We start from the raw sequence: 18,484 nt of genomic DNA, 5'->3' as shown, positions 1-18,484 counted from the left end.
ATCGACGTCAGAACTCCAGATAGTATAAACCTAGGAGATCCTGACATCGATAAACTGCACAAAAGATCGGTATGCGATATTATGTGCCCTTACCGTTTATCGATGTTTTTTTGCACTTTATCCCATCCTTTGTCAGACACCGAAAAATAAGGGGATTTAGACGAATTACATCGAGTTCAAATACACAATGGGCGTTCTACTTATATAACAAAACGTTACCATTATGAAAGCCATCTTAACTTTAATCTTTGTTCTTTTTATCGGAGTTGCTGCCCAGGCACAAGATGCTAATGACAACGTTAAGGTTGAAACGGCTACCTTAAGTATTGTTTCTAACACAAACAACGAAATGTTCAACGAGGTTTCTACAACTACCCAAAACGATGTTGCCCGTTTGTACAAGAACAAAAATGCTAGGGTTTTGAAAGCGTTGACTTTTACTACAAAAAAGAACAATGCTAAATTGGCTTAATTCTTTTCTACTCCCGGTTGTTTTATGGTGTACTTATTTTTTTCCTTTTCCAGCTTGACCATTTCCTTTACCTCCCTTAATAATTGTTTGGCGTCATAGACGATTCCGTCCTTAATGGTATAGGTTACCCCGCCAACGCGTTCAACCTTGTTATCTTCGGTCAGTTTAATCGCACCTGTTCCGTAAAGTACCTTTAGGTTTTTTAGCGGGTTTTCTTCCACCACTACAAAGTCGGCCAACTTGCCAACTTCTACAGATCCAATTTTATTTGACATACCCAAAGCTTCAGCACCATTTAAGGTGGCAGAACGTATAATTTCCAAAGGATGGAAGCCAGCCTCCCGCAACAATTCCATTTCACGGATATAGGCAAAACCATATAATTGGAAGATAAAACCTGAATCTGAACCGGTTGTGACCCTACCTCCTCTATTTTTATATTCATTGACAAAGGTCATCCATAGCCTATAATTCTCCTTCCATGCCACTTCTTGTTCAGTACCCCAATCATGCCAATAGGAGCCATGGGATACTTTGCTAGGCTGGTAGAACTCCCAAAGGGATGGCAAGGTGTAATCTTCATGCCACTCTGCTCTTCTCGCCTTATGCAAGTCCCTACTGGCCTCATAGATGTTAAATGTGGGATCTAAAGTGAAATCGAGGCTGATCAGCTCATTCATCACCTTATTCCAGTGATCTGAATAGGGTTTGGCCGCTTGTTGCCACAATTTTCCCGCTTCTTCAAAGCGATCCTGCTCATTTTGGTAATTGTAGTCCAGGGGATAATTTTGTACGGTTCTGTCCTCAAACAGCGCTTCTGGCAAGCCATACCAATGTTCCATACTGGTCAGCCCGGCCCTGGCCGAATTAAGGACATTCCAACGTGCTACATCCAATTGTGCATGGTGACAGGCCGATTTTAGGCCTAATTTTTTGTTCTCATCCAAGGCTGCCGCCATTATCTCAGGAGAAGCTCCAAAAAACTTAACCCCATCTGCCCCTTTTTTTGCATTGTTTCGCACCCATTCCCGAGCCATTTCCGGAGTACTTATAGGTTCTTTACTACCTTGACCAAAACCGGTATAGGCAAAGAGTCGCGGAGCTACTATCTCATTTTTGGCACTTCTTCGTTTTAAGTCCATCGTCCAATCCACACCTCTACCACTAGGTTCCCTAACCGTTGTAATGCCATGTGCCATCCAAAGTTTAAAGACATAATCGTAATCTGCTCCTTGTGCCGTTCCACCAATATGCCCGTGCATATCTATAAAACCTGGCAGCAAGTACATGCCCTCGCAATTCAGTTCTTTTCCCCCTGCTTTCAATTGTGGTCTTTTGGAGTTGTCCAAAGGAACACCTGGGTAGCCGACAACCTGTACTTGTGTGATCACATTATTTTCAACAACAATGTCAATGGGACCTTGTGGGGGCGCACCATTACCATTAATAAGGGTTACCCCACGTATTATAAGTTGTGAATAGGGGCCTTGTCCCAAAGATTCTTGGCCCAAACAAACGGTAGAACAGGTGATAAGTAAACAGGCTAGATAGATCGTTAGATTTTTCATATATAGTAATGGATTATTCTGGTACATTAATTTTATCCCCTAAAAACAAGGCGTTTAAAAACAACCTGTTGGTTCCATACCAAGAACCCCTAAAGTTGGGATTGTCGGCAAAAAGAACCACTCTGCCGCTACCAATTTTACTTACAATAAGGGAGGCCGCAGGTTTTAAGAACTCATTTAAGTTTTTATCGGTAATAAAGCCGTCTATGTGGGGATCTTGGGTATACTTGGCCACAGTGGCATATTCGTTTTTGCTTGGCGCCAGCCAAACGGTATTGTTCTTATAGACGGGAATGGTGGCATCATGATAGCCAAACCCTAGAGGATGCGTCACATCTAGCTCTACCCTAAAAATAGCTCCACCCAGACTCTCTTTACCATTGTTTTCCGCGGCGTCAACATAAGGCTTACGAACAATGGTCTTGGTGGAATCTTTTTTGACTTCGATTAATTTTTCATCAACTAATTTTTTGTCAATAGCCCATTTGGAGGCCGTACCAATCGTGATCAAGGTATTTCCGCTGTTTACCCATTCTTTTACTTTATTTTGTTCTTTCTCGTCAAGATCATATCTTCCGGAAACCATTACCAGGGTATTGTAGTCAGATAGATCAGAGCGTGAAAAATTCCTCATCGGTATTTTGGTAATGGGCATTCCTACTCTGGTATCCAAGAGATGCCATACTTCCCCTGCCTCATAGGAACTTACCCCATTCCCGATAAGCATGGCAATTTTCGGTTTTGAAATAGCACTGATGCTCCTACTTCCAAGATCATTGCCTTTCAGGTTAAGCCCTGTGTTGATGGCATAAATGGGAATCTGAAATTTATCTTGCACCTTCTTCAAAGCTTGATAGATTTCCTCGGATGATTTTTTCTGAAGGCTCACCGGTAGAACAAGGGCGCCATAATTAAAACGTTTTTCACCCATGGCCGTCTGACTAGTGAACGGTTTGGAGGATGAGGAAATCACCAAACCTGCCGTTTGCAAGTGATGCAGAGCGGCCGGGGTATTGTAGTCGTCCCAATCCAAGATATAGGCGTACTCTGATTTCTCAAAGTTGGGAACAGAAACAATAGTTGTTGATTTGTCTATCTTTTCACCTAAGGCCACATTGGGGACCGCTTTGTACTTCATATTGTAAAAGTTGGCCACAGACCATGCGGAAGCATCGTAATAAACACTATCCCTGTATTTGTCATAGGTTTCGAACATGGTCTGAACCATTCTGTATTGCGGTTGTTTTGTAGGAACCACATAGGAGCCATTGTTCGACCTATACACCTCGATACGGTGCAGCAATAGCTTGTCAATAAAGGCCTTGACCCTATTTTGATCATAGTCGTCACCAAAGGTATATCCTTTTATTTTGCTTTTCGATGCCTTGCTCAAAGCACTTTTGAAAAAGTCCTGTTGGTACTTTCTCATCATCGCTTTGTTCTCTACAGCAGCCTTAACCGTTGTAATACTGGATGTAAACTGATTTCTGATGGTAAAAGGAAACGTTATCTCCCCAAAATCCGTAGTCTGTTTGTGCCCTCTTGAGCTCGCCTGTTCAAACAAGAGACCCAAGCCCCCTTGTAAATCTGGATAGCTAGAACCATATCCGGGATAGGTGCCATCAAATACTTCTTTGGTAAAATATAGGGAGCCAATACTGTCCAATGCCTTGGCAAAGTAATCCCCAAATAAGTTGTTGAGGTCCTCATAGTTTTCTTTGGGCATAATTGGGTCCAATGAACCGTTGGCCTTCATGGGTTCAAAAAAATAGGTGCTTTGAGATCCCATTTCATGAAAATCAGTGACCACATTGGGGTACCATTGGTGGTACCAGTTTAATTTACCCCTACTTTCTGGGTTAATGGCCAATAACCAATCCCTATTCAAATCAAACCAATAGTGGTTGGTCCTTCCTCTGGGCCAATTTTCATTGTGCTCTGCATCTTGTGGATCGGCAACCAATGGGGTACCCTGATATGAATTTGCCCATTGCGTATGACGGTCCCGACCATCTGGGTTGATGGTAGGATCTATGAAGATGACCGCATTTTTTATGTACTTCAAAATCTCGGGATTTTCCGAGGCCACAAAGGTATAAGCCGATAAGAGGGCTGCTTCGGAACTGGAAGGTTCATTCCCGTGCACATTATATGCCAAATTGATGAAAACCGGAACTTCATTATAATTGGTTACACTTTTTGCGGGATCTGTAAAGGCCAGATGTTGTTGTTTTAGCCCATCCAAATTGGAAAGGTTTTCTGGGGTGCTAATGGTAAGAATTACCAATTTTCTTCCTTCATGGGTTTTCCCATATTGATAGATGGTAGCCCTATCCGATACCTCTGCCAATTTCTCCAAATAGGCAACAATGTGATCATGTCTTGTATGATGTTCCCCGATGCCATACTCCAAAAATTCTTCGGGGGAGGGGATGTCTTTCTTGAATGGTTCAAATTTCTTAAGGAAATAATCTTGTGCAAAAATGGTGGTGCTACACAGCAGTGCCAAAACGAGTAGTTTTTTTGACATTTGTAAGATGGTTTTTGAATTAGTCGTTTTAAATATAGGGATAAAATTCCTAAACTAGACCTCTATGGTAACGAATGGATATGAGTATTAAGCCATTGCTAATGTGTGCGAATGTTTCTAGGAAGATTGCTATTTTTTAAGCACAGTTTTTGTGATGCCAAAAGCCTTGGTGTTACGCCACGGAATTGAACTCTTGGGTGACTTCTTGGAATCTGATGATGTAATTGGTGCCTTTCAGGGAAAGATCTTTTGTGATTGAACCTTTTAGCTGTCGGGCTAAATTATGTATCAATTTAAGACCTAAGGATTTTGACGTTTGGGGTGTAATGCTATCCGAAAAGCCCTCTCCGTTATCACCAATGTTCAAAACAAATTCTTTTTCATTTTCTTGTTTTAATTCAATATGGATGATTCCTTCCATGTCGTCCTTGATACCGTATTTAAGGGCGTTGGTAATGGCTTCATTGATCAGTAGGCCCAAAGGAATTGCCGTGTCTATGCCTAACTTGATATCTGCAATATCTATATTGAGCTTAACATTGTTTTTGTTGCCTTTGACCGAGCGTACCAAGTACTGACTTAATTCGTTTACATAGTTCTTATACTCAATCTTTGATAAATAGTCGTCCCTCATATAAAGCATTTCATGTACCATGGCCATAGAAATAACCCTATTTTGACTACTTTTTATTAGACTTTTAATTTTTTTGTCTTCAATACTTCTGGATTGAAGGCTCAATAAGCTCGATACAGTTTGAAGGTTGTTCTTAACGCGATGGTGGACCTCTCGAAGCAGTGTTTCTTTTTCGGAAATTCTATCTTCTATTTCTCTCTTTGACTTATACAATCTGTGATGTGCCTTTAATAGGAACTTCCCAAAAACGCCCCCGATCATATACACCGAAAAGAGGACACAAAAAAGGGCAAACAAGCTTCTATTGGCCAAGGGAACAACATTTTCCGTAATCGCGTAATTTGAGGAACTTAAAACGTATATCAATATTATAATGAGCAAATTTAGATAGAGGTATACCTTTCCGTACTTCCGGGTAGTTGCATATGCAGCAAAAACAATAATCCCCAAAACAAAAATAAACGGACTGTTTATACCCCCGCTGTAAAGGGTTATCAATACGGTACCGATGGTTGCCAGACCAGAGGTTATGTTGTAGGTTAAAATGAGGTTGTTATGAAATTTGAATAGTAAGGTATTTATAATATTCAACAGACCAAAAGCAAGAAAAATATAAGGTATAGGCTGACCTATATCCAATAGAAACAATGCTATTGGGTAAAATATTAGCATTAATGCGGAGGATAGATAATTTACCCTATGCGTCAGCTTTATTTTATCCATTAGTCGATTATAGTCTTTGGGTGGCTTTTTCATGGCTTGGTTTTTTAATTCCTAAACAGATTAAAATAAAGAAGTGTTTCAGAATTAGTAATAGCTTCAAAGAATACATCTCTGATAAGACGTAAAGCTAAATATGTTTTTGGATAAAATCAAAAACGACAACCTTTTTTTGGTTGCCGTTTCCGTAATTTTGGTCTAATACGCACTTTTTTTTCCATTAAAAAAAGTGTAATAGAAAATAGTTGATAAAATTACTTCTCTGTTATCACCCATTCTCCTTTTTCTATTAACGGTTCTGCCTGCTTATACTTTAAAATTTTGCTTTCTCCCGACATTATATTCTTAATGGTGACCCTGTCATTTCGACCAATTTTAGCTTGTTCCCTAACAATGGTCTCTGTAACCTGAGGTCTTCCACCTTGATTTTGGCCAGCAGCTCTATTTTGGGCAGCCAACTCATCGCTATTTGGAATCTCTTCCTTCGTAGTCTGTAAATTTTCTTTTGGTTTTCTAACCGATCTTGCCTCTTGGATCTGATTGGTATTCTCAGAAGGAAGCTCTCCTTTGAAAAGGAAGGAAACCACCTCTTTGTTCACCTTTTCTATCATTCCCTTGAATAATTCAAAAGCTTCGAATTTATAGATCAATAAAGGATCTTTCTGCTCATGGACTGCCAATTGAACGGATTGCTTTAGTTCGTCCATTTTTCGTAAATGGGTCTTCCAAGCGTCATCAATAATAGCTAGGGAGATGTTCTTTTCGAAATCTGTCACCAACTGCTTACCATTGCTCTCGTAGGCCTCTTTAAGATTGGTCACTACATTCAGCGATTTTATACCATCAGTGAAAGGAACCACGATTCTCTCAAATTTATTGGAATTATCCTCGTATACCTTTTTGATTACCTGAAATGCCGTAGCTGCGCTACGTTCCATTTTAGACTTATAATGCTCGTATGCTGTTTTGTATATTTTCCCAGCAATTTCCTGAACAGTCATTTTTGAGAATTCCGCTTCCGTAATAGGGGAGGTGATGGAAAAATATTTGATCAGTTCAAATTCAAAATTCTTATAATCGCTGGCCATTTTATTCGTTTCCACAATTACCTCACAGGTATCATAGATCATATTGGCAATATCCACTTGTAACCTTTCCCCTTGTAAAGCATGTCTTCTTCTTTTATAGACCACTTCACGTTGGGCATTCATAACATCATCGTACTCCAAGAGACGTTTACGTACTCCGAAGTTATTTTCCTCTACTTTCTTCTGTGCACGCTCAATGGATTTGGTCATCATGGAATGTTGAATAACTTCACCTTCTTCCAATCCCATTCTGTCCATCATCTTGGCAACCCTATCAGAGCCAAAAAGACGCATCAGGTTATCTTCTAGGGAAACATAGAACTGAGAGCTTCCTGGATCTCCTTGACGACCAGACCTACCTCTTAACTGACGGTCTACACGTCTGGAGTCATGCCTTTCTGTTCCTACAATGGCCAATCCACCTGCCTTTTTCACATCGCTGCTCAATTTGATATCCGTACCTCTACCTGCCATGTTGGTCGCTATGGTTACTATACCAGCATTACCGGCCTCGGCAACAATATCGGCCTCCTTCTTGTGAAGTTTGGCGTTCAATACGTTGTGGGGTACTTTTCTGATAGTCAGCATTCGGGAGAGCAATTCGGAAATTTCTACTGAGGTAGTTCCTATCAATACCGGTCTTCCAGATTGGGAAAGTTTGGTAACCTCCTCAATAATGGCATTGTACTTTTCCCTTTTAGTCTTGTATATTAAGTCTTGACGGTCATCCCTTGCAATAGGTCTATTGGTAGGGATCTCCATTACATCCAACTTGTAAATCTCCCAGAATTCTCCAGCTTCGGTAATGGCGGTACCTGTCATCCCTGCCAATTTCTGGTACATTCTAAAGTAGTTTTGTAAAGTCACGGTAGCGAAGGTCTGTGTCATCGCTTCGATTTTCACATTTTCCTTTGCTTCTATGGCTTGGTGAAGTCCATCTGAATACCTACGGCCATCCATGATACGACCAGTTTGCTCATCAACGATCATCACCTTGTTTTCCATGACCACATACTCCACATCTTTTTCAAAGAGGGTATATGCCTTTAATAGCTGGTTTAGGGTATGGATACGTTCACTCTTGATGGCAAAATCCTTGAAAAGATCTTCTTTTAATTCGGCTTCTTTTTCAATATCAAGATTTTGGTTTTCAATCTTGGCTATTTCATTACCAATATCGGGCATCACAAAGAAATCCCTGTTCTGTTCCCCGGATATGTAACTAACCCCTTTATCGGTGAGTTCTATCTGGTTGTTTTTTTCATCGATTACAAACAATAGCTCTTCATCTACTTTTGGCATTTCCCTATTGTTGTCCTGCATGTAGAAGTTTTCCGTTTTTTGAAGTAGTTGCTTAACACCTTCTTCACTCAAAAACTTAATCAGGGCTTTATTCTTAGGTAATCCTCTTTGTACACGTAACAACAAAAAACCGCCTTCTTTGGTGTCTCCTTCAGATATTAATTTTTTAGCCTCGGCCAATACACCCGTAAGATATTGCCTTTGGGTCTGTACGATATCGGCAACTTTTGGTTTTAATTCATTGAACTCGTGACGATCCCCTTCAGGAACGGGACCGGAAATGATCAGCGGGGTACGGGCATCATCGACCAAAACAGAATCGACCTCATCCACAATAGCATAATTGTGGGGTCTTTGTACTAGATCGCTAGGCGTGTGTGCCATGTTGTCCCTTAGGTAATCAAAACCAAATTCGTTGTTGGTACCGTAGGTTATATCGGAGTTATAGGCGGCTCTTCTGCCGTCTGAATTAGGTTGGTGCTGATCTATACAATCTATGGTAAGGCCGTGGAATTGAAATATTGGGGCCATCCATGCACTATCCCTTTTTGCAAGATAGTCGTTCACTGTTACCAGATGCACACCTTTACCAGTAAGGGCATTAAGATATACCGGCAAGGTAGCTACCAACGTTTTACCTTCCCCTGTCTGCATTTCTGCAATTTTACCTTGATGTAGCGCTATACCGCCAATTAATTGTACATCGTAGTGAATCATATCCCATGTAACCTGCTTTCCGGCAGCATCCCATGAGTTTTTCCAAATGGCATGGTCGCCTTCCAGGGATACATAATCTTTTTTTCCGGATAGTTCGCGATCAAATTCTGTCGCGGTTACCTTTATAGTAGTGTTGTTTGTAAAACGTTTAGCTGTTTCTTTTACCACGGCAAAGGCTTCTGGAAGAATTTCATTCAAGGTGTTTTCAGAGATTTTGTACACCTCTTCCCTCAGTTTGTCAATTTCCGCATAGATATCCTCATTTTTGTCGATGTCTGTGGATGCCTTAACCTCTTTTAGCAAGACCTCTATTTGATCATTTAGACCCTTGCAATCTTCTTTGATCTTGTTTTTGAAGGTGATGGTTTTGTGTCTCAATTCGTCATGGCTCAATCCTTCAAGTGCTTTTTCAAAGGATCTTATCTGATCTACCATGGGTTGAAGTTCCTTTACATCTTTTTTGGCCTTATCGCCAACAAAAGCTTTTAGAACAGTATTTAAAAAACTCATAACTTAATATATTTTAAACGAAACATTTGCCGCAGTATGGGTACTGCGGTTAGTTTCTGTGTTTTATTTCTTCTAGGGGTTGAATAATTCAATTTACCTATTGGTCCGAAACTAGATTAGTAGGGTCAAAATTACGTAAAAAAAAAGCCTCATATGAGACTTTTTTGATGTAATTCCGTTAATTTTTATCTAATATTCGTCCTCATTCCAGAGGTAATCTTCTTCCGTAGGATAGTCTGGCCATATTTCCTCAATAGATTCATAGATTTCTCCGCCTTCCTCTTCCATGGATTGAAGATTTTCAACCACTTCCAAAGGAGCACCTGTTCTAATAGCATAATCAATCAACTCGTCTTTGGTGGCTGGCCAAGGTGCATCACTTAAATATGAAGCCAATTCTAATGTCCAATACATCGCAATAGTATAATTTAAATTTTTGCAAAAATAATTTTTAAAATGACATAGTCAAGTTTTTCTCGATTTATTTCTGCAAATTTATTAACAATAATTTATATTCAATACTTTACTAACGAGTAAAATACAAATTTATTAGTCTTTTTTCTCAGGAATCCATTTTATTTCTTCGGCATCCAAATCTTTGGATAACAAACGGGCCAGTACAAACAAGTAATCCGAAAGCCTATTGATGTATGATAGAACATTGCTGTCAAAGGGCTCGTTTTCATAAAGATGGGTAGCCAATCGTTCCGCCCTTCTGCAAACCGTCCTTGCAATGTGGCAGTAAGATACCGTGGTATGTCCGCCCGGCAGAATAAAATTTGTCATTGGGGGTAGTGCCTCGTTCATGCAATCCATTTCTTTTTCTAAGTACGCTACGTCCTTTTCGTTGATCTTGGCAATGTTCAATATTTCCTTGCCGTTCTTCTGAACAGCTTTTTCAGGGTCAGTGGCTAAGATGGCTCCAACGGTGAATAGCTTGTTCTGTATGAGGGTCAAGGTATTTTTGGAATGCTCGTCAATGTTTTGGTCTCTGATCAAGCCCATCCAAGAGTTTAGTTCGTCTATAGTGCCATAACTGTCTATCCGAATATGATGTTTGGGTACTCTTTTTCCTCCAAACAATGCTGTAGTGCCTTTATCTCCTGTTTTGGTGTAAATTTTCATATTTAATTTTTTGTGCTATGGCCTTTTGCTTATTTTTTTAGATCCTCATCGGAGCGGTCCATGAATTTTTTGGACTTTCTTTTATTGATCTTTCTACGGGTATAGATTAGATTGATGACATAAATAAACCCGAGTACGGCCAATATTATATATATGGTGTAATTCATGACATTGATTTAAACACTCTAAAATTAAAGGATTAAATCCGTATCTTAAAATGTTCCTTTACTTGTTCCCTTCTAAAAAATAAAGCGGCGCAATGATACATATCCACGGTAACTTTAACTTTGTCTGACTCCTTAAGTTTTTGCCAAAGTAGGGCGCTGTCCCTATTCTTATAAATATGGCCTAATATAACCACGGTGTCGTTCCTTACCTTTTTATTGTTGTGAACATAGGTTTGCAATATATCTTCCGTAAAGTCAGCGATGTATATAAGATCTACCGAAATAGGTTCTACAGCAATAGTTGGAAAATTCTTTTTCACTTCTGATTCAAAGTCCCTACTAGGTGGTACAATGGTGAAGCTCTGGCATTGGAAATACTCCAAACTTTTTAATACCACGTTCTGTGCCTTGTCTTTGGAATATTTTTTCTTGGCATACAGACACCGGGTGACATACTTAAAAATGAAAGGGGAATGAACCCCATGCTCATTTTTGGAGTGCAATAAAAATTTCAGATAGGATAGGAACCTAGAGTACATGAACTATAAGATTTGTATTTATCCTTCCATAAGAGCAGAAAGTTCAAACCATCGCTCTGTTTTGGACTCTATTGCTTCTTCAACCTCTTTTAATTCCAGGGATAATTTGTCTATCTCACCGCCACCCAATGCGGGGTCCGCAAATTTATTTTGTAGTTGTTCCTTCTTTTCTTCTAAGCGTTTTATGGTTTTTTCTAAACTGTTGTATTCCTTTTGATCGTTATAAGACAGCTTGACGGTTTTTCCTTCGTTCTTCCAAGAATTTTTTGCCGGCTTAGTTTCGGTATTTTTTTCTTTTTCAGCTCTATAATCTGCAACAACACTGTCTTCGTATGCCCTAAAATCCGAGTAATTACCAGGAAAATCCTCTATTTCTGCATTACCTCTAAAAACAAAAAGGTGGTCCACGATCTTATCCATAAAATATCGGTCGTGGGACACCACTATAAGGCATCCAGGGAAATCGAGTAGAAAACTTTCCAATACGTTCAGGGTAACAATATCCAAATCATTGGTAGGTTCATCCAAGATCAAAAAGTTGGGATTTTGTATAAGGACCGTACAGAGATAGAGTCTTTTGCGTTCCCCTCCACTAAGCTTGTCTACAAAATCATATTGTTTTTTTCTGTCGAAAAGAAAACGTTCCAGAAGCTGCTGGGCCGAAATTTGACGTCCTTTTTTTAATGGAATATAATCCCCAAATTCACGAATGACATCTATTACCTTTTGTCCTTCCTTTATTACGATTCCCTTTTGGGTATAATATCCAAATTTTATGGTATCACCTACAACGACTTTGCCGCCATCGGGTTGGTCTTCCCCTGTTAGAAGGTTTAGAAAGGTAGATTTTCCAGTACCATTTTTACCAATGATACCTATGCGTTCCCCTTTCAAGAAATTATATTCAAATTTATCCAGAATTGGCTTTCCGGGATAGGCTTTGGATATTTTATGGAGTTCCAGAATTTTGCTGCCCAAACGCTCCATATTGAGTTCCAATTCTACCTGGTGTTCTTTTCTGCGTTGTCCTGCTTTTTCCTTTATTGCCTGAAAATCGTCAATTCTAGATTTGGATTTTGTGGTTCTCGCTTTAGGCTGTCTCCTCATCCACGTTAACTCCTGGTTATAGAGTATTTTGGATTTGTGATGTTCTACTGCCTCTTGTTCCAACCTGGCATCCTTTTTCTCCAAATAGTAAGAATAGTTTCCTTTGTAAGAATAGAGCTGCCCATTGTCCAGTTCAATAATTTCATTGCACACTCTTTCCAAGAAAAAGCGATCGTGGGTTACCATGAACAAGGTGATGTTTTCTTTTGCGAAATAAGCTTCAAGCCACTCGATCATCTCTAAATCCAAATGATTGGTAGGCTCATCCAAAATCAGAAGATCTGGCTTATTGATCAGTGCATTGGCCAGGGCCAAACGCTTTTTTTGTCCCCCTGAAAGGAGACCGACCTTTATATGAAGATCCTCAAATCTAAGTTTGGAAAGGATTTGCTTGTATTGGGTCTCAAAATCCCACGCATTGTTGCGCTCCATGCCCTCAAAAGCTTTTTGGTAAAATTCGGCATCTTCCGGATTCTCCAATGCTTTTTCATATTGGGCAATTACCTTCAAAATTTCATTATCAGAAGCAAATATGGTCTCTTCAACGGTAAGCTCTGGATTTAAGTCCGGCTCCTGGGAAAGATAGGAAACCCTAATCCCATTTCTATAATTTACCTGCCCCGTATCGGGGGTGTCAAATCCTGCTAAAATATTTAAAATGGAAGTTTTTCCACTTCCGTTTTTGGCGATCAGTGCAATCTTTTGATCCTTGTTAATGCCAAAGGACAAATCCTTAAAAAGGACAAGTTCGCCAAAAGACTTTGATATGTTTTCTACTGTAAGTAGGTTCATGAATTTACTTTTTATTTCTTAATGTTTCTTTTTGACCAGTGGATCAAAAAGAAGTAACGTACAACCAATAGCACCAATAGTGGAGTGATCAGTGGTGAGAATATCTGTATTCCTATTAGCCAAACCAACTGAGTGATAATCAGTAATACCGTGATCAATACAAAATATTTTTGCATCCATTGGGGTAGGGGCTTGGTCCTAGCCAAATAAAAACAGGTCACAATATTGAGGGGGAATGCCCAAAGAATATTTAAATTTCCCGCTGTTGCCGTGTGGTCCGTAAAGAACCATAAAAAAATGATCAACAGTCCTGTAATACCCGTACTAAAAGATAAGAAAAAATCTAACCAACGGCTACGGCTATTGTTTTTATAGTCGATATAGGTGATAACTAGAGCAAATACCATTAGGGCCAAAACCCAAAAGAAGGGTGTCAGCAAAAAGTAGGTATAGGGGTCAAGAGATTCAAATTCCATAATGGACCGCTCTCTTTTTACTATAGGCTCTTGGTTTAAATTTGTATTGGCCATTTGGTCCATGACATATATTGGTAGGAACATATGCTCATTGGGAGTGGCTTTTTTGTCGATTACAGATCCCAGCGCCAGATCAATCCCAAAGGCAGACCATGAATTGGTGACCAAACTTTGATGAATCAGTTGTCTAAAAGTGTATCTCTGTATGAGGTGGCCATCAAAATAGGTAACTCTGTCGCCATAAACTGCGTTCAATACATCTCTTATCTTGGAAGAGCAATTGTTGTAAAAGAAATCATATTGGTAATCCCGATTTTCCGGCTTATAATTAGTCTCTAAAAATGCAAAAAGTGCCTTGGTTTCTATGGTATCAAGGTTTAGGAGCTGTTCTTGTACCCAACGGTTTTCCATCTCGTAAGTCCAAAGAAAGTCTTCGAATTTTTGTCTGCTCAGAGAGTATAATAACTTCCCGCGGGCAAATTTCATGTAGAAATTAGGGGTGTTAAAATTAAATGTACCATAATTGTACACTACGTCTATTCCTAGCACAGGATCTTGTAACCTAAAGGCACTATGGCCAAAGGTGCTGTATAATTCCTGCCCTGGTCCGCAGGTTATGATACTGATCTGGGCTTTTGGGGAGAGCTCAACCTCTTGTGAAAAGGTCATGAAAGAAAAGCCCAAAAGGACTAACAAAAAACGAATTTTCAATTGCATTTCAAAAACTGTTGGAGGATACGACTATTCCTATCGGCGACAAATATCGAATAAATAAAGGGATTACACATAGGCATTTTTGTAGATTGTAAAAAAAGGCGAACTATATTTAACAGATTATTTTAATTAAAAACTAATTTTACACAGCTCTAGCATTTTCTGTTTGCCATTGCTGTAAAAAAACATAGACATGAAAAGACATATTCCAAACCTCATTACCTTATTAAACGTTTTATGTGGCTGTATAGCCGTTGTATTCGCTGTTAGGAACGATTTGGAAATTGCCGCTTTATTTGTGTTCTTGGGGATCTTTTTTGATTTCTTTGACGGACTCGCCGCTAGGCTGCTGAAAGTACAAAGTGAACTGGGACTGCAGCTCGACTCATTGGCGGATATGATTACCAGTGGGCTGGTGCCAGGGATTGTAATGTATCAATTATTAAAAATGTCCTCTGTAGGAGGATGGAACTTGGAATTTGGTACTGAAACTTCCACTTCCATGGCCCAAAGTTCAACTGAACTTGCTGTTTTGCCTTTCCTGGGATTTGTCATTACTTTGGCCTCGGCCTACAGGCTCGCAAAATTCAATATAGATGAGAATCAGGTTTCTTCTTTTAGCGGGCTACCAACACCTGCCAATGCACTTTTGATTTTTTCATTGCCTTTGATCCTGTTGTACCACAATAACGAATTCTTAAATGGGATAATATTGAACCAATGGTTTTTGATTGGAATGACTTTACTCAGTGCCTTTCTCCTAAATTCAAATATAGAACTCTTTGCCTTGAAGTTTAAAAATTGGAGCTTTAGGGATAATGCCCTGCGTTATGTATTTATTGCCGTTTGCCTGGTGTCTATAGGTACTATGAAGTTCTTGGCAATTCCTTTTATTATTGTTTTTTATGTGGCAAGTTCCCTTGTGAATAGGATTAAGATTACAAAATAGGCTCCTATTCTAGTTGGATGGTTTGTACTTTTTGAGAAGTTATTAGGGAATTGGAATTCTAGAAGTCCAACTTTTTCTTACGCAGCTCAAAATTTTGACCCAAGTACACCTTACGCACCATTTCATCGGCCGCTAAATCTTCCGGAATACCGGATTTTAAGATCCCACCTTCGAACATTAAATAAGAACGCTCCGTTATGGCCAAGGTTTCTTGAACGTTGTGATCCGTGATCAAAATACCAATATTTTTGTTTTTGAGTTGGGCTACAATACGCTGGATGTCTTCTACGGCTACAGGATCTACTCCTGCAAAAGGTTCATCCAAGAGAATAAATTTTGGGTCGGTGGCCAAGGCTCTCGCAATTTCTGTACGTCTGCGTTCACCCCCCGATAAAAGGTCGCCACGGTTTTTACGAATATGCCCTAAACTGAACTCTTCTATAAGCGACTCCATTTTCATAAGTTGCTCTTTTTTGCTCAATTTGGTGAGCTGTAATACACTTAAAATATTCTTTTCAATACTGAGTTTTCTAAATACCGAAGCTTCTTGAGCTAGGTAACCAATACCGTTTTGGGCCCTTTTGTACATTGGAAAATTGGTTATTTCCATATTGTCCAAATAGATATTCCCCCCATTGGGTTTTATAAGGCCAACAATCATGTAAAAGGAGGTTGTCTTCCCTGCCCCATTAGGTCCCAGAAGTCCAACAATTTCCCCTTGGTTCACCTCCAGGGAAATGCCTTTTACTACTTTTCGTCCCCTGTAGGACTTCATGATATTTTCTGCCCTTAATTTCATCTACTCGTATTATGTTCCAAATCTAACCCATAATATGATTTATGGGACAGATTTGTAATTATTTTAACCTTCCTGAGTTTCCAATGCTTCCCAATATTCATAGGCCCTTCTTAAATGGGGGACTACTATGGTGCCCCCAACCAAGGTGGCTATACCCAAGGTTTCCATTACCTCAGCTTTGGTGGCCCCTTCTTTGTGGGAGCTTTCCAAGTGGTATTTTACACAATCATCACACCTGAGAACGGCAGAAGCTACTAGACCTAGCAATTCTTTTGTTTTTACGTCCAATGCTCCTGGAGCAAAGGCGTTGGTGTCTAAATTAAAAATTCTTTTGATGATCTTGTTGTTATCGGCCATCAGCTTCTCGTTCATCTTAGAACGGTAAGCATTAAATTCTTCAACTTGATTTGGCATTCTTCTTATTTTTTTTAGCTTCTTGACGTATTACGTATCCTGATATATAAATACTTACTTGATATAATACTAAAATAGGGATGGCCACTATGATCTGACTGGCTACATCCGGAGGAGTGATTATTGCAGATAGGATTAAAACCACTACCAAAGAAATCTTGCGGTATTTTTTTAACACCTCTGGAGTTACAAGACCTATCTTGGTTAGAAAAAATATGATGATTGGAAGTTCAAATACCAGTCCGCACGCAATAACTGCCGCACGTACCGTGGAGATATAAGATCCCAAATCTATATCATTAAAAACCTCTTTACTTACCTGGTACCCTCCTAAAAAGTTTATGGAAAGCGGGGCTACTACATAATAACCGAACAATACGCCAGTGAAAAATAGTACGGAGGCAATAAAGATAAATCCCCTGGCATTGTTTTTTTCTTTGGTATAAAGTCCAGGAGAGATAAACTTCCACATTTCATAAAGTATGTATGGAAACCCTACAATAAATCCTGCCCAGATAGAGGTCCAGATATGGGCAGAAAACTGTCCGGCCATTTCTCTACTCTGAATCCTGAACAAAGGTTCTGTTCCACAAAAAGCCTCACTGAACCCAAGCATCTTTGAAAGATGGCAAAATAGTTTATAGGTGGGAAAATCTGGTCTTTTAGGCCCGAAAATTACCGTATCAAAAATGAAATCCTTCATGATAAAGGCAACCAATCCTATAAGCACCACTGCAATAGTGGATCGGATTAAATGCCATCGCAGTTCCTCGAGATGATCAAGAAAAGACATCTCATTGTGATTTTTGCTGTTCGCCATTACAGTATACCTTCGTTGATTAAGTTGTGCAAATGTACTACTCCCATATAATTTTCACCGCTCATTGCGAGTAATTGTGATATCCCTTTTTCTTGCATGAGCTCAAGAGCATTGATTGCCAAGACATCGGTTTCAATAGTTTTAGGTGTTGCGGTCATAATATCCTTGGCCGTAAGCCCCGTAATATTGTCGAACTTGTTCAGCATTCTTCTGATATCCCCATCCGTTACGATGCCTACTACCTTTCCATTTTCCAAAACTGCAGTTACCCCTAACATCTTTTCGGAAATTTCCACAATAACCTTTCTTACATCTGAATCCACATTTACAGCAGGTTTCATATTGTTATTGGCAATGTCCGATACTCTTAGGTACAATCTCTTTCCCAAGGCACCTCCAGGGTGATATTTGGCAAAATCCTTACTGCTGAAACCTCTTAATTCCAGTAAGCATATGGCGAGGGCATCCCCTATGACCAATTGGGCAGTGGTACTGGTGGTAGGGGCCAGATTATTTGGGCAGGCCTCTTTTTCCACAAAGGTATTTAATCTAAAATCGGCATGGTTGGCCAAGAATGAATCCATGTTGCCGGTCATTCCAATCAATTTATTATTGCCACTTTTAATCAAGGGAACCAACATTTTTATCTCAGGGGTATTCCCACTTTTAGAAATACAGATCACCACATCATCGTCTTGTATGGTGCCCAGATCACCATGGATGGCATCTGCGGCATGCATAAAAATTGAGGGGGTTCCGGTGGAATTCAACGTAGCGACAATTTTGGAAGCTATAAGAGCACTTTTTCCGATACCGGAAATGACCACCCTGCCTTTGGATTGGTAAATAAGGTCAACAGTCTGTGCAAACTCCTCCGTCAATAGGGAGCCTAAATGGTGAATGGCTTCCGCTTCTGTCTCTATGGTTTTTTTTGCTATATTTAGTATAGCTGTAGTATCGCTCAATGTGATAATAGAATTATGTGATTGAATTACTAAAAGAATGTATTATATTTAATATCGCAAAATTACATAAACTTAA

General features: G+C 39.6%; 16 protein-coding genes. 2 read left to right on the top strand and 14 right to left on the bottom strand.

The window, feature by feature from the left end; translation table 11 throughout:
• Positions 1-223: 223 nt before the first annotated feature.
• Positions 224-472 (top strand): hypothetical protein, encoded by a 249-nt coding sequence (locus SB49_RS06895; protein WP_062055109.1) that lies wholly within the window; start codon positions 224-226, stop codon positions 470-472.
• On the opposite strand, the gene SB49_RS06890 is transcribed toward SB49_RS06895, so the two are convergent.
• The 10 genes from SB49_RS06890 to SB49_RS06850 all read right to left on the bottom strand — a co-directional run bounded on the left by SB49_RS06890 (position 469) and on the right by SB49_RS06850 (position 14,464).
• Positions 469-2,040, bottom strand: coding sequence for an amidohydrolase family protein (locus SB49_RS06890; protein WP_062058954.1), 1,572 nt, complete (start codon positions 2,038-2,040; stop codon positions 469-471). The two genes, SB49_RS06895 and SB49_RS06890, sit on opposite strands and share 4 nt — an antisense overlap.
• Before the next feature lie 13 nt (positions 2,041-2,053).
• Entirely contained in the window at positions 2,054-4,570 is a 2,517-nt protein-coding gene (locus SB49_RS06885) for a M14 family metallopeptidase (RefSeq protein WP_062055107.1), read from the bottom strand.
• A 172-nt stretch (positions 4,571-4,742) separates the two neighbouring features.
• Positions 4,743-5,960, bottom strand: coding sequence for a sensor histidine kinase (locus SB49_RS06880; protein WP_062055105.1), 1,218 nt, complete (start codon positions 5,958-5,960; stop codon positions 4,743-4,745).
• 218 nt (positions 5,961-6,178) lie between these two features.
• On the bottom strand, positions 6,179-9,541 hold the full coding sequence (secA, locus tag SB49_RS06875; RefSeq protein WP_062055103.1) for a preprotein translocase subunit SecA: 3,363 nt from the start codon (positions 9,539-9,541) through the stop codon (positions 6,179-6,181).
• Positions 9,542-9,730: 189 nt separating this feature from the next.
• A complete protein-coding gene (locus SB49_RS06870; protein WP_013551418.1) occupies positions 9,731-9,955 on the bottom strand; it encodes a DUF2795 domain-containing protein in 225 nt (74 codons plus the stop codon).
• A 135-nt stretch (positions 9,956-10,090) separates the two neighbouring features.
• Positions 10,091-10,666 (bottom strand): cob(I)yrinic acid a,c-diamide adenosyltransferase, encoded by a 576-nt coding sequence (locus SB49_RS06865; protein ID WP_062055101.1) that lies wholly within the window; start codon positions 10,664-10,666, stop codon positions 10,091-10,093.
• A 29-nt stretch (positions 10,667-10,695) separates the two neighbouring features.
• Positions 10,696-10,833 carry a hypothetical protein gene (locus tag SB49_RS16105; protein WP_200960647.1) on the bottom strand — a complete coding sequence of 46 codons (138 nt, stop codon included), beginning with the start codon at positions 10,831-10,833 and terminating at the stop codon, positions 10,696-10,698.
• Between the two features lie 32 nt (positions 10,834-10,865).
• Positions 10,866-11,372 carry a hypothetical protein gene (locus tag SB49_RS06860; protein ID WP_062055099.1) on the bottom strand — a complete coding sequence of 169 codons (507 nt, stop codon included), beginning with the start codon at positions 11,370-11,372 and terminating at the stop codon, positions 10,866-10,868.
• Positions 11,373-11,390: 18 nt separating this feature from the next.
• Positions 11,391-13,271: an ABC-F family ATP-binding cassette domain-containing protein gene (locus SB49_RS06855; RefSeq protein WP_062055097.1), complete on the bottom strand. Its 1,881-nt coding sequence runs from the start codon at positions 13,269-13,271 to the stop codon at positions 11,391-11,393.
• 11 nt (positions 13,272-13,282) lie between these two features.
• A complete protein-coding gene (locus SB49_RS06850; RefSeq protein WP_062055095.1) occupies positions 13,283-14,464 on the bottom strand; it encodes an Lnb N-terminal periplasmic domain-containing protein in 1,182 nt (393 codons plus the stop codon).
• Positions 14,465-14,654: 190 nt separating this feature from the next.
• On the opposite strand from SB49_RS06850, the gene SB49_RS06845 reads away from it, so the two are divergent.
• Complete coding sequence (locus SB49_RS06845; protein ID WP_062055086.1) at positions 14,655-15,410, top strand: CDP-alcohol phosphatidyltransferase family protein; 756 nt, start codon at positions 14,655-14,657, stop codon at positions 15,408-15,410.
• A gap of 58 nt (positions 15,411-15,468) precedes the next feature.
• Here the strand turns inward: SB49_RS06845 and lptB are convergent, their stop codons facing one another.
• From lptB to SB49_RS06825, 4 genes are all read right to left on the bottom strand, one after another.
• Positions 15,469-16,209 carry an LPS export ABC transporter ATP-binding protein gene (gene lptB / locus SB49_RS06840; RefSeq protein ID WP_062055084.1) on the bottom strand — a complete coding sequence of 247 codons (741 nt, stop codon included), beginning with the start codon at positions 16,207-16,209 and terminating at the stop codon, positions 15,469-15,471.
• Between the two features lie 63 nt (positions 16,210-16,272).
• Positions 16,273-16,623, bottom strand: a complete 351-nt coding sequence (locus SB49_RS06835; protein WP_062055082.1) for a carboxymuconolactone decarboxylase family protein — start codon at positions 16,621-16,623, stop codon at positions 16,273-16,275.
• The gene (tatC, locus tag SB49_RS06830) at positions 16,607-17,416 is read right to left on the bottom strand and encodes a twin-arginine translocase subunit TatC (protein ID WP_442983578.1); all 810 of its coding nucleotides are present in this window, start codon (positions 17,414-17,416) and stop codon (positions 16,607-16,609) included. Before tatC ends, SB49_RS06835 begins: the two co-directional genes overlap by 17 nt.
• A gap of 26 nt (positions 17,417-17,442) precedes the next feature.
• Positions 17,443-18,408, bottom strand: coding sequence for a KpsF/GutQ family sugar-phosphate isomerase (locus tag SB49_RS06825; RefSeq protein ID WP_062055078.1), 966 nt, complete (start codon positions 18,406-18,408; stop codon positions 17,443-17,445).
• Positions 18,409-18,484: the final 76 nt, after the last annotated feature.

This window comes from Sediminicola sp. YIK13 (assembly GCF_001430825.1).
GTDB lineage: Bacteria > Bacteroidota > Bacteroidia > Flavobacteriales > Flavobacteriaceae > Sediminicola.
The sequence above is the reverse complement of the archived record's forward strand: the minus strand, read 5'-3'. Positions and strand labels throughout refer to the sequence as shown.